Origin of the sequence: Rhodoplanes sp. SY1 (assembly GCF_046000175.1) — a bacterium.
Taxonomy (GTDB): domain Bacteria; phylum Pseudomonadota; class Alphaproteobacteria; order Rhizobiales; family Xanthobacteraceae; genus Rhodoplanes.
Window position 1 is genome coordinate 32,330 of sequence record NZ_JBEOMB010000089.1, and the last position, 18,037, is coordinate 50,366.

Here is an 18,037-nt window from a genome sequence, read left to right on the forward strand (position 1 = left end):
TATCGTGCATCCGTGATCGCACGGCTCGGCGATCCCGCGCATGCACGACGGCGGCCCGTCGTGGTATCCTGCCGGCATGACGACGCGACACCCGACCCGCCGCACCGCCCTCCTGCTCGCCGCCACGGCGGCCGCCACGACGGCCGGTCGCCCCATCCCCGGCCGGGCGTCGGCCGAGCCGCAGGCCACGCTGGTCTATGTCCGCGAGGTCGGCTGTCCGTGGTGCCGCGAATGGGACGCCCGCATCGGCCCGATCTATCCGAAGACCCAGGAGGGCCGCCGCGCCCCGATCCGCGAGGTCGAGAAGCGCGACGTTCCGGCCTCCGGCCTGACGCTCGTGCGCCCGGTGCGCTACACGCCGACCTTCGTGCTGGTGGTCGGCAACGCCGAGCTCGGCCGCATCGAAGGCTACCCGGGCGAGGAGTTCTTCTGGGCACGCCTCACGAAGCTCTTGGAATTGCTGCCGGGCGAGTGAAAGCCGATACCAGAGGGCTCGTGTCCCGGGCGCGGCGCGACGCGCCGTGACCCGGGACCCAAGGCATCCGAAACGAGGCGGTTACCCAGGCGCCCCTGGGCCCCGGCTCTGCGGCGCTTCGCGCCGTTGGCCCGAAGCGCCTTGTCCGGGGTACGCCCGTCAGATCAGTCGACGGATCGCCCTACCCGGCCCGGCCCGATGCCGGCTCGGCCCCCGGCGCCGCGGCCGCCGGCGTCTCGCGATCGAGGAGGAAATCGGTGATCCCCGCGGCGAGCCAGATGCAGGCGAGCGTCACCCAGGCGGTGAGCGCGAAGATGGCGCCGCCCGACACCCCGGCCCCGACCGCGCAGCCGCCCGCCAGCATGCCGCCGAAGCCCATCAGCACGGCCCCGACGATGTAGCGCCGCATGCTCTGGCCGTCCTTGAAGCCCTGCAGCACGAACTCCTTGTAGAGGAGCGCGCCGACCAGCGAGCCGAGGAAGACGCCCGGCACCAAGCCGATGTCGAAGTTCCACACCATGCGCGACTGGTCGAGCACGAACATCAGCGTGTCGGCCGACGGCCCCGTGAACGTGATGCTGGTGACGCGGGCCGGCGAGAAGCTCGCCTGCGAGATCGTGTAGGTGACGAGCCAGCCGACCGCCACCATGCCGCCGACGCCCGATGCCGTGAACCAGCTCGACGCCGGCAGCCTGCTCTTCACGGCGTAGAAGTACGCCGCCGCGCACCACACGACCCCGAAGGCGAGCGCGTGCTCGTGGCCGAGGCCGAGCACGACGAGGAGATCGCGGGCGCCGGCACCGTCGATCGTCCACCAGCCCGTGATGGTCTCGCGCAGCGGCGTGAGCGCCCCGCGATAGGCCGACTGCGCCGTCACGGCCATCACCAGCCCGGTGACGAGGGCGCGGAGGTTGCCGGTGGCGGACAGCACGAGCAGACGGCTGGCGCAGCCGCGCGTCATGATCATGCCGGCACCGAACATCAGGCCGCCGAGGATCGCACCCGACAGGCTGCCGCGCTGGGCGAGCTGGCGCGCCTCGGAGACGTCGAGCAGCCCCATCAGGATGAATCCTTGAGTCCACACCACGGCGGTGGCGAAGGCCATCAGCCAGATCGCCACCTTCTGACCGACCTCGCCGTGGAAGAACTCGATCGAGGCGGCGCGCAGGCAGAAGCGGCTGCGCTGCGCCGCGAACCCGAAAGCGGCGCCGACCGCGACCCCGGCGAGCGCCAGCGTCGGCCCCTCCCCCACCTGCTCGATGATCGTGATCAGATCCACGGGACGCCTCCGCCGGCCTTCCGTGGCCGAGCAGGACGAGCATGCGGCGCGCCGAATATGAGAACCTTGACAATCCGCAACGTCCGCGGCGGTGGGCGAGCGGGCCGGAGGGCGAACGCCCACACGATCTTTCCGCCGACTCGCCCCATCTCCGCTCATGCCCGCACAGGCGGGCATCCAGAGCCGCACGTCGTGCGGCCCCTGGATCTCCGCCTTCGCGGGGACGAGCGGACTCAATGGCAATGTCTCGCAACAGCGGGCGCTACCGCGCCGGCGGCTCGTCGTCCTCGGCCCCGGCGAGCTCGGCGAGCGCCTGCTCGAAGTCCTTGGCCTCGCGAAAGTTCTTGTACACGGAGGCGAACCGCACATAGGCGACGTCGTCGAGATCGCGCAGATGCGCCATCACGGTCTCGCCGATCGTCTCGGCCGTCACCTCGCCCTCGCCGATGCTCTCGAGGTCGCGGACGATCTTGGAGATCGTCTGCTCGACCCGGTCGGGATCGACGTTGCGCTTACGCAGCGCGATCTCGATCGAGCGCGCGAGCTTGTCGCGGTCGAAAGGCACCCGGCGACCGTTCCGCTTGATCACGGTCAGCTCGCGCAGCTGCACCCGCTCGAAGGTGGTGAAGCGGAAGCCGCAGGCGAGGCACAGCCGGCGGCGCCGAATGGCCGAGGAATCCTCGGTGGGACGCGAGTCCTTCACCTGGGTGTCGAGGCTGCCGCAGCTCGGACAGCGCATCCCGGATTCCCCCGTGCCCTTCGGCCCCTGTGCCGCGCCGGCCTCGCCTCAGTCCTGGTAGATCGGGAACCGGCCGACCAGCCGCTTCACCTTCTCGCGCACCGCCGCCTCGACCAGCGAGTCCTCGTCGGACTTCTTCTGCGAGAGCACGTCGAGGACCTCGGAGATCATCTCGCCGACCTCCTTGAACTCGGCGACGCCGAAGCCGCGCGTGGTGCCGGCCGGGGTGCCGAGCCGGACGCCCGAGGTCACCATCGGCTTCTCGGGGTCGAACGGGATGCCGTTCTTGTTGCAGGTGATGTGGGCGCGCCCGAGCGCCGCCTCGGCGACCTTGCCGGTGAGCTGCTTGGGCCGCAGATCGACCAGCATCAGGTGCGTGTCGGTGCCGCCGGAGACGATGTCGAAGCCGCGCGACTTCAGGGTTTCCGCAAGCGCCTTCGCGTTTTCGACGACGTTCTTCGCGTAGACCTTGAAGGACGGGCGCAGCGCCTCGCCGAACGCCACCGCCTTCGCGGCGATGACGTGCATGAGCGGTCCGCCCTGCATGCCGGGGAAGACGGCCGAGTTGATCTTCTTGGCCAGCGCCTCGTCGTCGGACAGGATCACGCCGCCGCGCGGGCCGCGCAGCGTCTTGTGGGTCGTCGTGGTGACCACGTGGGCGTGCGGGAACGGGCTCGGATGCGCGCCGCCCGCCACCAGGCCGGCGAAATGCGCCATGTCGACCATGAGATAGGCCCCGACCTCGTCGGCGATCTCGCGGAACGCCCGGAAGTCGATCACCCGCGGATAGGCCGAGCCGCCGGCGACGATCAGCTTCGGCTTGTGGGCGCGGGCGAGCTCGCGCACCTGATCCATGTCGATGCGGTGGTCGTCGGGCCGCACGCTGTAGGGCACCACGTTGAACCACTTGCCCGACACATTGACGGGCGAGCCGTGGGTCAGGTGGCCGCCGGCCGCGAGGTTGAGCCCCATGAAGGTGTCACCGGGGCTCAGCAGCGCGAAGAACACGGCCGCGTTGGCCGAGGCGCCGGAGTGCGGCTGCACGTTCGCATAGCCGCAGCCGAACAGCTTGGTCACCCGCTCGATGGCGAGCCGCTCGACCACGTCGACATACTGGCAGCCGCCGTAGTAGCGCTTGCCCGGCAGGCCTTCGGCGTACTTGTTGGTGAGCACCGAGCCCTGCGCCTCCAGCACGGCGCGGCTGACGATGTTCTCCGAGGCGATCAGCTCGATCTCGTCGCGCTGCCGGCCGAGCTCCTGCCGGATCGCGCCGAAGATCTCCGGATCGGCCTCTTGGACACTGGCGGAAAAGAAGGATTCGGCTTCGACCGAAGCCGGTTTCGTCACGGACATCGTGGTCTCCTGGCGCCGCGGGATGCGCGAGAATGGCGCCTCGACAGGCGGGTCCCGGGGTGTGTTTGGGCCGTCGGATTAGCATATCGGCCGCCGACCGCCAAGTTATGGGCCGCCTCGCGGCGGTTCGACTCTAGATATGGGGGAGGTTCGGTCCAGGAAGCGCTGCCGGGATGCGGTCGACGCGGTTTGGCAGCGCCGGGCCGACCTCAGCCGCCGCGCTCCTGGGCGAGGCGGCGCTCCAGCTTGCGCAGGGCGAGACGCTGCAGGTCCGCGCGCGACGTGGTCAGCGGCGCCATCACGGTCACCTCGATGCCGGTGGCCGAATCGATCGCGGCCACCCGGACGGCGCCGCCGACCGCGGTCATCTCGAAGAACACCTCGCGACCTGCCGACTCGTCCGCCATCCCGGGCCTCGCAGCGTGGGTCCGCGAGGGTAGCAGATTCCCGCACCGAGGGGCGGAGCCTCCGGGCCCCCCTACCCCCGGCTCGCGCCGCCCTGGCTGGCGGCGAGGCCGTCGCGGGAATAGATGTCGTCGCGGAACTGGACGACGCCGTCGGGCGTCACCCAGGCCGTCACATAGACCCAGTAGAGCGGCACCGGGGCCGCGAGGCGCGCGTCCTTGCGCTCGCCGGACTTGATCACGGCGTCGATCTCGGCGCGCGACCAGCCGGGAGTCTCCGACAGGAGCCACACGACGAGCTCGCGCACGTTCTGGACCCGCATGCAGCCCGAGGAGTGGAAGCGGAAATCCTCGCCGAACAAGCTTTTCGACGGCGTGTCGTGCATGTAGACGCCGTCCTTCGAGGGGAAGTTGATGCGGATCGAGCCGAGCGAGTTGAAGTCGCCGGGATCCTGCTTGAAGCGATAGTTCACCGCCTCGTTGGAGTTCCAGTTGATCTGGGTGGGCTGCAGTTCGGCGCCACGGCCGTCGAAGATGCGGATGTGGTTCTTGGTGAGGTAGTCCGGCTCCTCCTGCATGCGCGGGATCAGGTCCTTGCGCACGATCGAGACCGGCACGGTCCAGTACGGATTGAAGTTCACCTCGACGATGCGGCTCTGCAGGTCGGGCGAGGCGCGGTCCGGCTTGCCGGCGACCGTGACGTGGCGCGACACCACGACGCCGCCCTCGATCGCCTCGATCTGGGCGGCCGGGATGTTGGCGACGACGAGCTTGTTGCCGAGATTGCTCGACAGGGTGCGCAGCCGCACCACGTTGATGCGCAGCTGCGCCAGCCGCACCTGCGCCGGCACGTTGAGGGCCTTGAGGGTCTGCTGGCGCACCACGCCGTCGACCGTGAGGCCGTGGCGCGCCTGGAAGCGCCGCACCGCCGCCTCGACATAGGAGTCGAAGACGTCGCCGGCGCCGGCCGCGGCCGGATCGATGTCGCCCGACACGGCGAGGCGATCGCGCAGCACCGGCACGGCCGGGTTGCGGTTGCCGAGCCGCAGTCGCTCGACCTGCGGCACGCTCGGCCAGCCGCCGCGCGCCACGATCTCCTCGTAGCGCGGGATGAACTGCTCGGTGGTCTGCGCCGTCGACGGGTCGAGGGTCGGCAGCGACGCCTTCGGCATCAGGATGGTGCGCGAGGCCGAATCGAAGCCCTGGCCGAAGTTGCGGCCCTGGCTCTGCTGGATGAGCTGGTCGAGCACGGCGTCGGTGCCCTGGGCCTGCGCCCGGCCGGCGAATGCCGCGAGCCCGGCCACCCCGCCGGCGAGCGCACGGACCACCGCCCGGCGGTCGAGCCCCTCGACCTGCGACGCATGCCGCGAGGCCCCCTCGTGTCGGTGGAGCCCCGCCGCGCCACCGTCCTTCTTCACGTCCCCGTCCATCTCACCTCGCCGCGCCCCGAAAGGTCGCGCCTCGTTGGTCCCGCATGCTCGTTGATCCCGCATGCTCGTCGGTCGCGCACGTACACGATCGCGCCCTGCCCCGACCGCGATCCGCATATCACGGCGATTACGGATGCGAGCCGGCGTTTTTATGTCAGCCCCGCCCTGCTCGGACAGGCGCGACAACGCCTCTGCAGCCCATCGTGGTGAGGATGTCTCGAAATGTCGGTGAGCGGGCATTGACGGTATCGGAGGAGGTTCCGTAGTGTCCCGGCGCACCGATGCGCGAGCCACGATTCCGACGTGCTCCGTGCATCGCAACCCCCGAACGGCAACGGAGCCGATCTGCATGAGACTGAACCTTCTGTCCGCCGCCGCCCTCGTCTCGATGGTGGCGACGACGGCGCTCGCGCAAAGCCGGCAGGATTTCACGCTGATCAACCGCACCGGGTACGACATCAGCGAGGTCTACGTCTCCCCGAGCAAGACCGACGACTGGGAGGAGGACATCCTGGGCGACGACCTCCTGGAGGACGGCGAGCGCGCCAACATCACGTTCAGCCGCGCCGGCAAGACCTGCATGTGGGATCTCAAGGTCGTCTACAGCGACGACGATTCCTCCGCCGTGTGGCACGACATCAACCTGTGCCAGGTCGAGCGTGTCACGATCCGCTACAACCGCAAGTCCGACACGACCTCGGCGACGTTCGACTGAGGACGGCATCCGCGGGCGCGGCTCAGCTGGGCCGAGCGACCTTTCGCACCACTCTCGGTGGTCGTCGTCCGCGCAGGCGGACGGCCCAGTATCCACCGGCTTGCGGTGTTTGAGTTGAACAACTGCGGCGTACTGGGTGCTCCGCCTTCGCGGAGCACGACGGACGAGAGGCTTCGGACTCGCGCAAGCGCATGCGATGCCCGGCCTTTTGAACGCACGACGCCCCGGTCCGCGAGGTGCGGCCGGGGCGTTCGTCGGGGAGTCGGGCGCGAGGCGCCCGCCGGTGTTCGTGAGATCGGACCCGGCGATCAGAGCCGGTAGAGGATCTGGTCGGTCCAGAACCGCTCGAGCCGGTGCAGCGCCTTGTTGAGGGTGGCGAACTCCTCGGCGTTGACGCCGCCGACCTGCTCGACCGTGCGAACGTGCTTCTGGTAGAGCGCCTCGATGATGTTGCGCACCTCGCGGCCCTTGTCGGTCAGCTTGATGCGCACCGAGCGGCGGTCGACCCGCGAGCGCTGGTGGTCGAGGAAGCCCATTTCGACGAGCTTCTTCAGGTTGTAGGAGACGTTCGAGCCGAGATAGTAGCCGCGGGTGCGCAGCTCGCCGGCGGTCAGCTCCTTGTCGCCGATATTGTACAGGAGCAGCGCCTGCACCGAGTTGATGTCGGCGCGGCCGCGGCGGTCGAACTCGTCCTTGATGACGTCGAGAAGGCGGCGGTGGAGCCTTTCGACGAGGGTCAGCGATTCCAGGTAGAGCGGCCGGATATGGTCGAAGCGCATATCCCGCTCGGCGGGTTCCGCCGGCCTTGCGACTGCTTTCATGACGACGCCTATTGGTTGTTGTACGACGAGGCCCTGTATTCCTCGTTCTCGACCATTACTACGCGGCACGCTCTAAAATCGGTTTAAACAACAGAATAAAGAACCGGTTTATTTGCCGAGGTAAACCAACGACTAAGGATGGAATTTCGCGCGTCTTTTTTACCTTGGATTCACCGCCTTTCGACTGCACGGGGGATGCCGGCTCCGGTGTTAACCGGCCTGCTCTGCGCGGGCACGAAAACGACTGCGGCGGCCCCGGGGGGCCGCCGCGAAAGCGAACTCGGTCAGACGGTTGGGCGGGCCGGATCAGTTCACGCGGGTCCAGGTCTGGCCGCCGCAGAACATGCCGCCGAAGGCACAGCCCTGGACGCGCATCTTGTCGGCGCCCTTCATGGCGAGCGTCGAGTCGTAGATGCCGCCGCCGCCATTGCGGGTGTCCTTGATCCGGCCCTTCCAGCCGTTGCCGGAGGCCTTCATGTCGATCAGCACCTTCTCGCCGTTGCGGCCGCTCTTGGCGTCGACCGCATAGCCGCACAGGTTCTGGCCGCACGCCTCGACCCGCACCATGCCTTCGTTCTTCTCCGTCATCCACAAGCCGACCGGGCCGGTGGCGGCCGCGACGGGAGCCGGCGCAGGCGCCGGGGCCGGCGGCAGCGCGGCGACGCGCTCGGGCGGCGTCACGGGTGCGGGCACCGGGGTGGCGACGGGCGCCGGAGCGACGGGAGCCGTGGTGACAGGGGAGGTGGCGACAGGCGCCGGAGCGGTCTGGCCGACCACGGGGGGCGGCGCCGGAGGCGGCGGCGGGACGACCACGGTCGTCTGGGCCGGGGCCGCGACCGGCGCGGTCGGGGCCGGCGCGGCGACCGGCGGCTGAGTTGGGGCCTTGGCGGTGGGGCGGGCGTTCCACTGCGGCGCCGGCACGGACGTCACCTCGGTGTCGTCCTCGTCGTCGTCCTTGCCGAAGCCACCGAAGCCGCCGAGCTTGCCCTTGGCGAGGCTCTCGATGTCCTTCCAGCCGACCGCCGGCAGGTCGAACCGCTGCGCCTCGCGAGCGCCGCGCTCGCGCCAGGTGACGGTGCCGCACAGCTTGTCGCGGCAGCGCTCGTCGAAATCGATACGGACCGTGCCGCCGTTCACCGGGACGCTGAACGAGCCGGCCTGGGCGGCGCCACCGAGGACCACCAGGGCGGTGGCGAGACCGAAGGTCATTCCGATCGTGCTGCCGAGGGTCTTGCGGAGCGTCGTCATGGGATCCTCCCGTCGGTCGGGCCAGCGGCCCGGTGTCGAGGGTGAGGATGCCCCCGTCCCGGCCCTGCAACCGTGAGGTGGCTCACACAAGGGCCGTCGGTCCGCGGCCAGGCCGAACCGGGTCGCCCGAAAATGCGACAGGGCGGGTCCGGGGGCCCGCCCTGTCGGAGCGCCGCGACGCGGCGGCTCAGTGGCCGCCGGCCGGGAGGGTGGGTGCGGCCCGCACGGCCGGACGTTCGTAATCCGCGACCGAGACACCCGCGCGCGACACCAGGATCGCCCAGGCCGGCATGTCGATCTCGAGGAAGGCCGCGAAGGTGTCGAGCGTCGCGCGCACCGGCTCCGCGCCGCTCGCCGTCAGGCTGTCCTTGAAGAAGTGCGAATCGACGGCGCGCGTCACCGCATTGGCGATCTCGCGCTGGACCTCGCCCGGGATGCCACGCGGCGCCATCAGGCCGAACCACAGGCCGACGTCGACACCGGCGATGCCCTCCTCGGCGAGCGTCGGCAGCTGCGGAGCGACCGGGCTCCGGCGCGCGCCCGTGGTGGCGAGCTGGACGATGCGGCGGTCGGCGGCGATGCCGGCGATGGTCGGCAGAGGCGCGAACAGGACGTCGAGCCGTCCCGCGACCAGGTCGGCCGCCGCCTCGTGACTGCCGTCGTAGGTGGCCTGCACCATGCTGACGCCGGCCGCCGCCTTGAACAGCTGGGCGGCGATGTGGCCGCCGGTGCCGAAGCCGGCGGTGCCGTAGCGCAGCCTCCCCGGCTTCGCCTTGGCGAGCGCGACGAGCTCGCGGACCGTGCCGACACCGAGCGCCCGATTCACCACGACCACGGTCGGCACTCGGCCGAGCAGCGCGATCGGTGCGAAGGCGTGCGGGAACGCGAAGGGCTGCTCGGGCAGGATCGCGGCGTTGGCGGATTGGGCATTGCTCGCCACGAACAGCGTGTAGCCGTCCGGCTCGGCGATCGCCGCGGCCGCGGCCGCATCGTTGCTCGAATGGCCCGGGATGTTCTCGACGATGAATCGCTGGTTGAAATACTCGGTCAGCTTGTCGGCGTAGATGCGGGCCAGGATGTCGGTCGTCGAGCCGGCCGGGAAGCCGACCACGATATGGACCGGGCGGGTGGGATAGATCTGGGCGTCCGCGACGCTCGCGACCGCTCCGGCGAGGAGCAGCGCGGCGATCGGGGCCAGCAGTCGGCGCAACAAGGTCGTCTCCCGTCGCGGCCCATTCGCGGGCTCGCCGTCGAGGCGCACGCGGCCGCCTCACGCATGTCGTCGGGGAGAGAATGTGCGGACCGTCGTCAGGTTCTCCGGCGACACGCGGGAGCGGTGCACGCACCGTCCTGTGCCTTATTTAACTGCAACTGCCTGCTGAGGAATCGGGCGGATCACGTAGACCCGCATGCGTATGAGCGCGGACTGGCGCGCGCCGCACGCCGAGCTCCGCGAACAGAATATTTACTGATCATGAACCATAAGAGGCGCCGCCCGGATTCGGACCCGTCCCGCAGTAGTCGGGCTACTCGCGAAACGCCTCCTCGCGACCCTTGCGGATCGCCGGCAGCGCGACCGCGACCAGCAGGCCCGCGGCGGCGAGCAGGAAGCCGAGGCTGAGCGGCCGGGTGACGAAGATGCTCCAGTCGCCGCCCGACAGCACCATGGCGCGGCGAAAATTCTCCTCCAGCATCGGGCCGAGCACGAGGCCGAGCAGCAGCGGCGCCGGCTCGCAGTCGAGCTTGCGGAACACGTAGCCGATCACGCCGAAGGCCGTCATGATCAGCACCTCGGCCGGGCTGGAGTTCAGCGTGTAGGTGCCGATGCAGCAGAACACCAGGATGGTCGGGAACAGGTAGCCATAGGGCATCTGCAGCAGCCGCACCCACAGGCCGATCAGCGGCAGGTTGAGCACGACCAGCATGGCGTTGCCGATCCACATCGACGCGATGAGGCCCCAGAACAGCACCGGTTGCTTCGTTATGATCTCGGGGCCCGGCGTTATGCCGTGCACCATCATGGCGCCGATCATCAGCGCCATGAGGGCGTTGGGCGGCACGCCGAGGCTGAGCATCGGAATGAAGCTGGCCTGCGCGGCGGCATTGTTGGCGGTCTCGGGCGCGGCGACGCCCTCGATCGCCCCCTGCCCGAAGCGTTCGGGCGTGCGCGACACCTTCTTCTCGAGGCTGTAGGCCGAGAAGGCCGCGATGGTCGGCCCGCCGCCCGGCAGGATGCCGAAGGCGGTGCCGACCGCGGTGCCGCGGATCATCGCGGGAATGCAGCGCAGGAGATCGACCCGCGACGGCATCAGCTCGCGCACCCGCAGCACGGCGGGGCGCGCCTGCCCCTTCTCCTCCAGATTGATCATGATCTCGGCGAGGCCGAACAGCCCCATCGACAGCGGCACGAAGCCGATCCCGTCGAACAGGACGTCGAGGCCGCCGGTCATGCGGTAGTCGCCGGTCGAGACGTCGGTGCCGACCAGGCCGAACAGCACGCCGAGCACGATCATGCCGATCGCCTTGAGGATCGAGCCGTGCGCCAGCACGACGGCGGAGACCAGCCCGAGCAGCATCACGGACACGTAGTCGGCCGACTGGAACATCAGCGCCACGGCGGCGAGCGGCGGGCCGGCGACGGCGATCAGCAGCGTCACCACGGTGCCGGCGAACAGCGAGCCGAGCGCCGCGATGGCGAGCGCCGGCCCGGCGCGGCCCTGCTTGGCCATCGCGTGGCCGTCGAGGATCGTCACCACCGAGGAGGTCTCGCCCGGGATCTTCACCAGGATCGCCGTGGTCGAGCCGCCGTACTGGGCGCCGTAGAAGACGCCGGCCAGCATGATCAGGGCGCCGACCGGCGACAGCCAGAAGGTGATCGGCAGGATCAGCGCCATGGTGGTGAGCGGCCCGATGCCGGGCAGCACGCCGATCGCGGTTCCGACCGCGCAGCCGAACAGGCAGAGGCCGAGGTTCTGCCAGGTCAGCGCGACCGAGAAGCCGAGCGCGATGTTCTGGAACAGATCGGGCATCACGGGGCTTTCACGACAGCGCCGGCCACAGCCGGATCGGCATGCCGAGCGCCATCACGAAGATGCCGACATTGACGACGACGAGCACCAGCGTGAGCAGCGCGAGCCGCAACGGCGGCAGCAGCGGCCCGGCCCCGGCACCGATCAGGATCGTCACGACCAGGGTCGCGACCAGTCCGAGCGGACGCAGCAGCAGCGCGAAGGCGAGCGCCGCGAGCGTGATGCAGACGAGCGGCCGCCAGTGCCACGCCTCCGGCCGCCCGTCGGGGCGGATCAGTGCGAGGGCGGCGAGCACGCCGCCGCAGCCGATCAGCAGCATGGCGACGAGGCGCGGAAAGTAGCCCGATCCCATCGCGTCGGCCGTCCCGATCTCGAGCCCGCGCGACAGCCACAGCGCACCGAGACCGAGGCCGATGAACATCAGCCCGGCGAGGAGATTCTTGGTCGGCCCGATGCGCAATGGTCGTCGTTCTCCACGGTGCAGTCGCCAAATGAGCTCGTCATTCCGGGGCGCGGACCGCAGGTCCGCGAACCCGGAATCCAGGGACCAACCCGGTGATCATGGCTGGATTCCGGGTTCGCCGCTGCGCGGCGCCCCGGAATGACCTGTCCCCGAAGTTCGCCTACTTCTGCCGCGCCTTCACGAGGCCGGCTTCGAGCAGGATCGGATAGAGCTCGGCGTCGTCCTTCTTCCAGCGCGCCGCCGTGGCCTTGCCGTCGCCGGGCTGAATCGCGAAGCCGGCCTTCTTGGCCTTGTCGACGAACTCGGGGTCCTTGAGCACCTTCAGGATGTTGGTCTCCAGGAATGTGAGCCGGTCCTGCGGAATGCCTTTCGGGCCGATGATGCAGCGCCACGAGCCGGCGATCAGGTCGACGCCCTGCTCCTTGAAGGTCGGGATCTCGGGCGCCATGAAGTGGCGCTCGGCCGCCGACACGCCGAGCAGCTTCAGCTTGCCGGAGCGATGCGGCTCGATGGCGTCCGGCACCGGCACGGCGGCCGTGTCGATCTCGCCGCCCATCAGGGCCGTCACGGTCGGGGCGTAGCCGCCATAGGCCACCTTGGTGACTTTGAAGCCGAGCTGCTTCTCGAAGATCGAGATCGCGATGTAGGACGAGCCGCCCGGCTGGTCGTTGCCGTTGCGCAGCTTGCCCGGATTGGCGCGGGCGCGCTCGATCAGCTCCTTCAACGAGCCGATGCCGCTCGCATTGCTGGCCTGCAGGGCGAACGGATCCTCGCCGAAGAAGGCGATCGGCTCCATCTCGTCGAGCGTGTTGGCCTGCGGGTTGAGATAGGGCAGCGACACGCCGCCCGAGGCGAGCATTCCGATCGTGTAGCCGTCGGGCTTCGCCGTCACCACCTCCCGATGTCCGATCGCGCCCCCTGCCCCGGGCTTGTTCATCACCACGACGGGCACGCCGATCTGCTTCGACAGCGCATCGGCGAGCAGCCGCATGCTGATGTCGCTGCCGCCGCCCGGCGGCCAGGCGACGACCAGCGTGATCGGTCCGGACGGGAAGGCCTGCGCGCTCACCTCGGTCCACACCGCGGGCGCGGCGACCGCCATCACTCCGGCACCGGCGAGTTTCAATAGATCCCTGCGCTTCATGGTGGTCTCCTGATCAGATGGACGTCACGGGCGGGGACCGATCCGAGACGAGCCCGGCGCGGCCCCCTGCACTTTCAAGAAACGTGCCGCGTCGATGCCGCGCGGCGCGAGGCGTCACCGCGTCTCGGCCGCGAAGCGGCGGATCACGTCGAGGCCGAGGGCGCAGTCATCCGCCGTGCCGAGCAGGCCGAGGACCGGCTCGTCGAGCCCGGCCGCCACGAAGTCGGCGAGCCTTTGCATGCAATGGTCCGGCGTGCCGGCGATGCCGAAGGCGTCCACGGCCTCGTCGGAGACGAGCGCGGCGGCGCCGGCGATGTCGCGCCGCGCGATCGCGGCGATCACGGCCTCGTGGTCGATCGGAATGCCGGAGGACTTGATGTTCTCTGCGAGGAACTTGTTGCGCATCACGAAGGCGAGCCGCTCGCGCACGATGTCGCGCGCGGCGCGGCCGTCCGGCGAGGCGGCGAAGAAGATGTACCCGGCACGCCTGATCGCATCCGGGTCGCGCCCTGCCCCGGCCGCCGCCTCCGTGCAATGCGCGATCGACTGCCGGACCGAGGCGATCGACAGCCCGGCCGAGAGCACGACGCCGTCGCCGACCCGGCCGGCGAGCCTGAGCATATCGGGTCCGATGGCGGCGACATAGACCGGGATCGGCGTCTTCGGCACGACGGCGAGGCGGGCGCCGGCGAGCCGCACGAACTCGCCTTCGGTGTGCACGGGCTCGCCGGTCCACAGCGCACGCAGCGCGGCGACGAACTCGCGCACCGCCGCGACCGGCTTCACCATCGCCTGCCCGGCCTCCTTCAGGAACATCGGGTTGCCGGTGCCGACCGCGATGGCGGCGCGGCCGGACGCCACCTCGTCGAGGGTCGCGAGCGCCATGGCGGTCGGCACCGCGTGGCTGACATAGGGGCTCACCGCGGTCGGCACGAGGGCCGCCTCGCCCGGCACCGCGAACGCGAACGCCATGCAGGTGGCGATCGCCTCGCGATAGCCGAGATGCTCGGCGACCCACAGGCTGCCGGCACCGGCCGCGACCGAGTCCTTCGCGAGCGCGATCGCCTCGCCGGTGGGCACGAAGCCGTCGAAATTGACACCGATCCGCACGCGCCCCGCCATCGCCTCGCCCCTCAGGTCCCGGTCTCGACGAGCGCGAGCAACTCCGCCGCCGACTTGCCGGCGAGCCCGAGCTTCTCCAGCGTCAGGCCGTCGCGCCAGTAGTCGATGCCGAGCGACAGACCAGCGAGCTGGATCAGCGCGTCCATGGTCGGCGTCGGCACGCCGGCGACGCGGCCGAGGGCCGCCATCGGCACCAGGCCGTAGCCGACGTCCTCGTGCACGTAGCGATGGTCTAGCGTGCCCGGCGACTTGATCGTCTTGTTCGGCGCGCTCTCGATGCAGGCGCGCGAGATGTCGCCGGAGTCGCGCGCCTCCGCCGTGGTCAGCCCGGCGTCGTGGAAGAGCTGCAGGAACGACACGGCCGGCACACCCAGAGCTTCGGCGACCGCCATGCGCTCGGCGTCGACCGCCGAAGTGACGCGGCCGACCGCGTCGGTGATGCCCTCGCGATAAAACAGGAAGTTCCCGCCGGTGTGCTGGATCCAGCCGGCGTTCATGATCATGCCGGGCGAATGGAACACGGCGTTGATGTTGGCGAGCGCCGTCTCCAGCACGCTCGACGCCTCGATTATCTCCGGATAGAGCGGCTTCATCAGCGCGTAGAGCGCGCCGCGGTCGCGGCCGGGCAGCGCGGCGAAGCGCAGCCGCTTGGTGTAGCTGTAGATGTTGACGGTCGCCGGCCCTTCGAGCCGCGTGATGTAGGTCAGCGTCACGGTCTCGCAGGTCTTCACCGGACCGCGATAGCCGGCGCGGCGCAGCTCGTGCACGAAGTGCAGGCCACCACCGGTGTGGCCGGGATTGACGAACACAGGCTGCGACCCGTCGAGAAGCGGCGCCAGCGCCTGCGCATAGGTCTCGTGCGCGACCGACGGCACCACCAGCATGATCAGGTCGGCGCCGCGCACCGCCTCGGCGACGTCCGAGGTGAGGAGATCGACCGGCACCAGCCCTTCGACGATGCCGCGGGCCTGAATGCCGCCCTGCGCTCGGATCGGCGCCAGCCGGTCGGGGTTGCGGGCGTGCAGGCGGACCGAGAAGCCGCGGCGTCCGAGATCGGCCGCGGCTGCGAAGCCCCCGTGACCCGCGCCGAGAACGGCAATCGACGTGATGCTCATGGTTCGGACAATCCGGTGAGGCGCGGCCGGTGGCCGGGCGCGACGGCAGGCGCGCGGCCGCGCGACACGACTTCGGCTGGAGAACGGTCGATGCTGAACGGCATGCGCGCGAAGAACCGTCGCGGTTGAAGGACGCCCAAGTCTGCATACCAGGGCGGCCGAGGCAACGGTCTTTATGCAAAGTGGAGGCCGGGCACTGCGGGTCGTCCCGGGGCTCGGGATGCGCCCCGGACTCCGCTCGTCCCCGCGAAGGCGGGGACCCAGGGGCCTCACGGAACGACGTCCTGGAGTCCCTTCGCGGAAACGAGGGAAGGATGCACCTCGATCTGTGGCGCTGGATCCTCGCCTTCGCGGGGATGAGCGGAGCGTGCCGCGGGCGCGGTGGAAAGAACGCCGCCCGCTCAGAACCGCACGAGCAGATTGCCCCGCACGCCCTGGTCGGAGAGGTCGGCGCCGTACTGGCCGCGCCACGACACGCCGACAGTCGTGTTCGCCGCGACCGCGACGTCGAGGCCGATGTCGCTCACGACGGCGTCCTTGGCGATCGGCGCGCCGGCGACCGTGAACGGGTTGCCGCCGGCGAACGCCAGTGTCGCGAGCGTATCGGTGTCGCCGAAGGCGTGCCGCCAGCCGACTGTTCCGCGCAGCTTGCCGGCCGCGGCGCCGAGGGCGACGTCGGCGGTGCCGTGCAGGCCGATCGTCGTGAAGGTCACGCCGGTGTCGTCCGAGCCGGCCCGCAGCGCCGCGCCGCCGCCCGCTTCGGTGAACGAATCCGTGTGCAGGTTGACGTGGGCGAGCGCCGCGAACGGCTCGAGCACGCTCCGCCCCACCGGCACCTTCCAGCCGAGCTCGGCGAAGCCCTGCGCCGTGCCCGCCCCGTACTCGGCGGTCGGGCGATCGGAGAAGTTGGTCAGCACCACGCTGCGCGACGTCGCGATGTCGTTGTACGTGTAGGCGGCACCGCCGCGCAGGCCGAGCGCGCCCCACTGCTGTCCGCCGTAGAGGCCGACGTGATAGCCGTCGGCCGTCGCGGCGCCGGCCGTGCCCGAGACGGTGGTGCGGCTGTAGCCGGCCAGGAGGCCGAGGCGCCAGCCGTCGAGGACCACGCCGTCGCCGCCGACCACGAAGCCGCCGGTCGAGCGGTCGAAGGCGCGAGCGTTCCCGTCGCTGCCCGCCGTGCCCCAGGTGCCGAAGGCCCGGCTCCACAGGGTCGTCCGCTCGACCCCGGGGCCCACCGCGTCGAAGGCGGCCCGCACCCGGTCGAGCGCGGCATCGCGCACCAGCCCGGCGGTCTCGATCAGGGCGCCCTTGGTCGAGGCGTGGACCTCGCCCGAGATCTGGTCGAAGGCGGCGCGCGCCGCCGCGTCGGTCGGCAGGAAGGCGACGGCGTTGTAGAGCGCGCTCGCGTTGGTCAGGCTGCCGAGCCCGGCCGCCGCCGCGGCCTGGTTGGCGGTCGCCGCTGCCGCCGTGAAAGCGCGCGTGAGCCGCACGTCCAGATAGACGTTGTTGGGATCGTAGGCGGCGCTCGCCGTCGCAAAGGCCGAGACCGCGCCGCCATTGGCGACCGACGTGTAGGTGCCGGTGACTCCGCCGGCCGCGGTCAGGATGGTGTAGCGGGTGCCGACCGTCGCGGCGCCGAGCGTCGAGACCGCGATGGTGCCGCCCGCGATCGTCGCCGTGCCGGTCACCCGGATCAGGTCGGAGGTGCCGTTCGGGCCGATCTCGACCGCATAGACCGAGCCCGCCGCCTGGGTGTAGTTGCCGGCGACCGTGATGGTGCCGATCGAGTTGCCGGGCGCCACGGTGCCGCCGGACTGCACCTCGGTCTCGCCGATCGTGCCGGAGCCCTTGAGGAGGCCGCCGCTGCGCACCTCGACCGTGCCGGTCGAGGTGCCGTTGACGGTCAGCGTGCCGTCGACCTGGACCGTGGACGCGAACAGGCTGGCGCCGGCCGCGACCGTGACGGTGCCCTCGTTGACGAAGGTCGCCCCGGTGAGCGTCAGGCTCGATCCGGCGCCGAGCGCGATCGTGCCGGAGCGCGTGTTGGTGAAGGTGGTGGTGCCGGTCGGCCCCGTGAAGGTGGCGGAGCCGCCGGCCGCCACGGTGAGCAGGCCCGCATTGGTGAAGCTCGTGGTGCCGGCGAGCGTCCAGCTCGCCGTCGAGACGCCGGCCGGCAGCAGGTTCCAGGTGCCCTGGTTGACGATCAGGCTGGTGCCGCCCGCCGTCGTGAAGCCGCCGTTGACCGTGCCGGTGTTGGTGAAGCTCGCGGTGCCGGCCGTCGCCGACAGCGCGACCGCGACCGGGTTGGTCGTCGCCGTCGCCGTGATGGTGCCGGAGTTGGTGACCGTGACGTTGCCGCTGCTGCTCGCCGCCGAGATGCCGCCGAGCGCCGAGATCGTCCCGGCATTGGTCACGGTCACGTCGCCGGACGGCGTCAGCGCCTTGATGCCCCAGTCGCTCGGCGCCGTGATGACGCCGGTCGCCGTGTTGGTGACGACGACGGCGCCGCTGACGTCCGCCTGGGCCCAGATGCCGGCATGGCCGACGCCGGAATCGACGATCGCCGTATTGTCGTAGGCGGCCAGGGTGCCGCTGTTGGTCACCGTGACCGGGCCGTTGTCGGTCATCGCATGCACCGCATTGTCGTCGTAGGACGTGACGGTGCCGGTGTTGACGATGGTTGAAGTGGACCCCGGTTTT

The 18,037-nt window shown here is 70.3% G+C and carries 16 protein-coding genes; 2 read left to right on the top strand and 14 right to left on the bottom strand.

Annotation, left to right across the window (positions count from 1 at the left end; all coding sequences use genetic code 11):
* The first annotated feature begins 40 nt into the window (after window positions 1-40).
* The gene (locus ABTU92_RS21195; protein ID WP_408093612.1) at window positions 41-475 is read left to right on the top strand and encodes a thioredoxin family protein; all 435 of its coding nucleotides are present in this window, start codon (window positions 41-43) and stop codon (window positions 473-475) included.
* Between the two features lie 181 nt (window positions 476-656).
* Here ABTU92_RS21195 and ABTU92_RS21200 read toward each other — a convergent pair whose 3' ends face one another.
* The 5 genes from ABTU92_RS21200 to ABTU92_RS21220 all read right to left on the bottom strand — a co-directional run bounded on the left by ABTU92_RS21200 (window position 657) and on the right by ABTU92_RS21220 (window position 5,680).
* Window positions 657-1,754: a YeeE/YedE family protein gene (locus ABTU92_RS21200; RefSeq protein WP_408093613.1), complete on the bottom strand. Its 1,098-nt coding sequence runs from the start codon at window positions 1,752-1,754 to the stop codon at window positions 657-659.
* A gap of 262 nt (window positions 1,755-2,016) precedes the next feature.
* On the bottom strand, window positions 2,017-2,493 hold the full coding sequence (gene nrdR, locus ABTU92_RS21205; RefSeq protein ID WP_111356603.1) for a transcriptional regulator NrdR: 477 nt from the start codon (window positions 2,491-2,493) through the stop codon (window positions 2,017-2,019).
* A 48-nt stretch (window positions 2,494-2,541) separates the two neighbouring features.
* On the bottom strand, window positions 2,542-3,846 hold the full coding sequence (gene glyA / locus ABTU92_RS21210; protein ID WP_408093614.1) for a serine hydroxymethyltransferase: 1,305 nt from the start codon (window positions 3,844-3,846) through the stop codon (window positions 2,542-2,544).
* A 209-nt stretch (window positions 3,847-4,055) separates the two neighbouring features.
* Complete coding sequence (locus tag ABTU92_RS21215) at window positions 4,056-4,253, bottom strand: DUF6898 family protein (protein WP_408093615.1); 198 nt, start codon at window positions 4,251-4,253, stop codon at window positions 4,056-4,058.
* 71 nt (window positions 4,254-4,324) lie between these two features.
* Window positions 4,325-5,680: a murein L,D-transpeptidase gene (locus ABTU92_RS21220; protein WP_408093616.1), complete on the bottom strand. Its 1,356-nt coding sequence runs from the start codon at window positions 5,678-5,680 to the stop codon at window positions 4,325-4,327.
* A 349-nt stretch (window positions 5,681-6,029) separates the two neighbouring features.
* On the opposite strand from ABTU92_RS21220, the gene ABTU92_RS21225 reads away from it, so the two are divergent.
* Window positions 6,030-6,395, top strand: coding sequence for a hypothetical protein (locus ABTU92_RS21225; protein WP_408093617.1), 366 nt, complete (start codon window positions 6,030-6,032; stop codon window positions 6,393-6,395).
* Between the two features lie 308 nt (window positions 6,396-6,703).
* Here the strand turns inward: ABTU92_RS21225 and ldtR are convergent, their stop codons facing one another.
* The 9 genes from ldtR to ABTU92_RS21270 all read right to left on the bottom strand — a co-directional run.
* On the bottom strand, window positions 6,704-7,216 hold the full coding sequence (gene ldtR, locus ABTU92_RS21230; protein ID WP_111360698.1) for a transcriptional regulator LdtR: 513 nt from the start codon (window positions 7,214-7,216) through the stop codon (window positions 6,704-6,706).
* A 306-nt stretch (window positions 7,217-7,522) separates the two neighbouring features.
* Window positions 7,523-8,464, bottom strand: coding sequence for a DUF2147 domain-containing protein (locus ABTU92_RS21235; protein ID WP_408093618.1), 942 nt, complete (start codon window positions 8,462-8,464; stop codon window positions 7,523-7,525).
* 187 nt (window positions 8,465-8,651) lie between these two features.
* A complete protein-coding gene (locus tag ABTU92_RS21240; protein ID WP_408093619.1) occupies window positions 8,652-9,677 on the bottom strand; it encodes a Bug family tripartite tricarboxylate transporter substrate binding protein in 1,026 nt (341 codons plus the stop codon).
* Window positions 9,678-9,990: 313 nt separating this feature from the next.
* Window positions 9,991-11,493 carry a tripartite tricarboxylate transporter permease gene (locus ABTU92_RS21245; RefSeq protein WP_408093620.1) on the bottom strand — a complete coding sequence of 501 codons (1,503 nt, stop codon included), beginning with the start codon at window positions 11,491-11,493 and terminating at the stop codon, window positions 9,991-9,993.
* A gap of 10 nt (window positions 11,494-11,503) precedes the next feature.
* The gene (locus ABTU92_RS21250; protein ID WP_408093621.1) at window positions 11,504-11,953 is read right to left on the bottom strand and encodes a tripartite tricarboxylate transporter TctB family protein; all 450 of its coding nucleotides are present in this window, start codon (window positions 11,951-11,953) and stop codon (window positions 11,504-11,506) included.
* Window positions 11,954-12,116: 163 nt separating this feature from the next.
* Window positions 12,117-13,100 (bottom strand): Bug family tripartite tricarboxylate transporter substrate binding protein, encoded by a 984-nt coding sequence (locus tag ABTU92_RS21255; protein WP_408093622.1) that lies wholly within the window; start codon window positions 13,098-13,100, stop codon window positions 12,117-12,119.
* Between the two features lie 114 nt (window positions 13,101-13,214).
* Window positions 13,215-14,210, bottom strand: a complete 996-nt coding sequence (locus ABTU92_RS21260; RefSeq protein WP_408093623.1) for an LLM class flavin-dependent oxidoreductase — start codon at window positions 14,208-14,210, stop codon at window positions 13,215-13,217.
* Window positions 14,211-14,233: 23 nt separating this feature from the next.
* Entirely contained in the window at window positions 14,234-15,337 is a 1,104-nt protein-coding gene (locus tag ABTU92_RS21265) for an NAD/NADP octopine/nopaline dehydrogenase family protein (RefSeq protein ID WP_408093624.1), read from the bottom strand.
* 401 nt (window positions 15,338-15,738) lie between these two features.
* Window positions 15,739-18,037, bottom strand: a 2,299-nt coding sequence (locus tag ABTU92_RS21270) for an autotransporter domain-containing protein (protein WP_408093625.1), incomplete at its 5' end; no start/stop codon positions are given.

Bases quoted from the DNA above. Each gene is read 5' to 3' on its own strand.
- ABTU92_RS21195 (WP_408093612.1), top strand. From the start codon at position 41: ATGCACGACGGCGGCCCGTCGTGGTATCCTGCCGGCATGACGACGCGA.
- nrdR (WP_111356603.1), bottom strand. From the start codon at position 2,493: ATGCGCTGTCCGAGCTGCGGCAGCCTCGACACCCAGGTGAAGGACTCG.
- glyA (WP_408093614.1), bottom strand. From the start codon at position 3,846: ATGTCCGTGACGAAACCGGCTTCGGTCGAAGCCGAATCCTTCTTTTCC.
- ABTU92_RS21215 (WP_408093615.1), bottom strand. From the start codon at position 4,253: ATGGCGGACGAGTCGGCAGGTCGCGAGGTGTTCTTCGAGATGACCGCG.
- ABTU92_RS21220 (WP_408093616.1), bottom strand. From the start codon at position 5,680: ATGGACGGGGACGTGAAGAAGGACGGTGGCGCGGCGGGGCTCCACCGA.
- ABTU92_RS21225 (WP_408093617.1), top strand. From the start codon at position 6,030: ATGAGACTGAACCTTCTGTCCGCCGCCGCCCTCGTCTCGATGGTGGCG.
- ldtR (WP_111360698.1), bottom strand. From the start codon at position 7,216: ATGAAAGCAGTCGCAAGGCCGGCGGAACCCGCCGAGCGGGATATGCGC.
- ABTU92_RS21235 (WP_408093618.1), bottom strand. From the start codon at position 8,464: ATGACGACGCTCCGCAAGACCCTCGGCAGCACGATCGGAATGACCTTC.
- ABTU92_RS21245 (WP_408093620.1), bottom strand. From the start codon at position 11,493: ATGCCCGATCTGTTCCAGAACATCGCGCTCGGCTTCTCGGTCGCGCTG.
- ABTU92_RS21255 (WP_408093622.1), bottom strand. From the start codon at position 13,100: ATGAAGCGCAGGGATCTATTGAAACTCGCCGGTGCCGGAGTGATGGCG.
- ABTU92_RS21265 (WP_408093624.1), bottom strand. From the start codon at position 15,337: ATGAGCATCACGTCGATTGCCGTTCTCGGCGCGGGTCACGGGGGCTTC.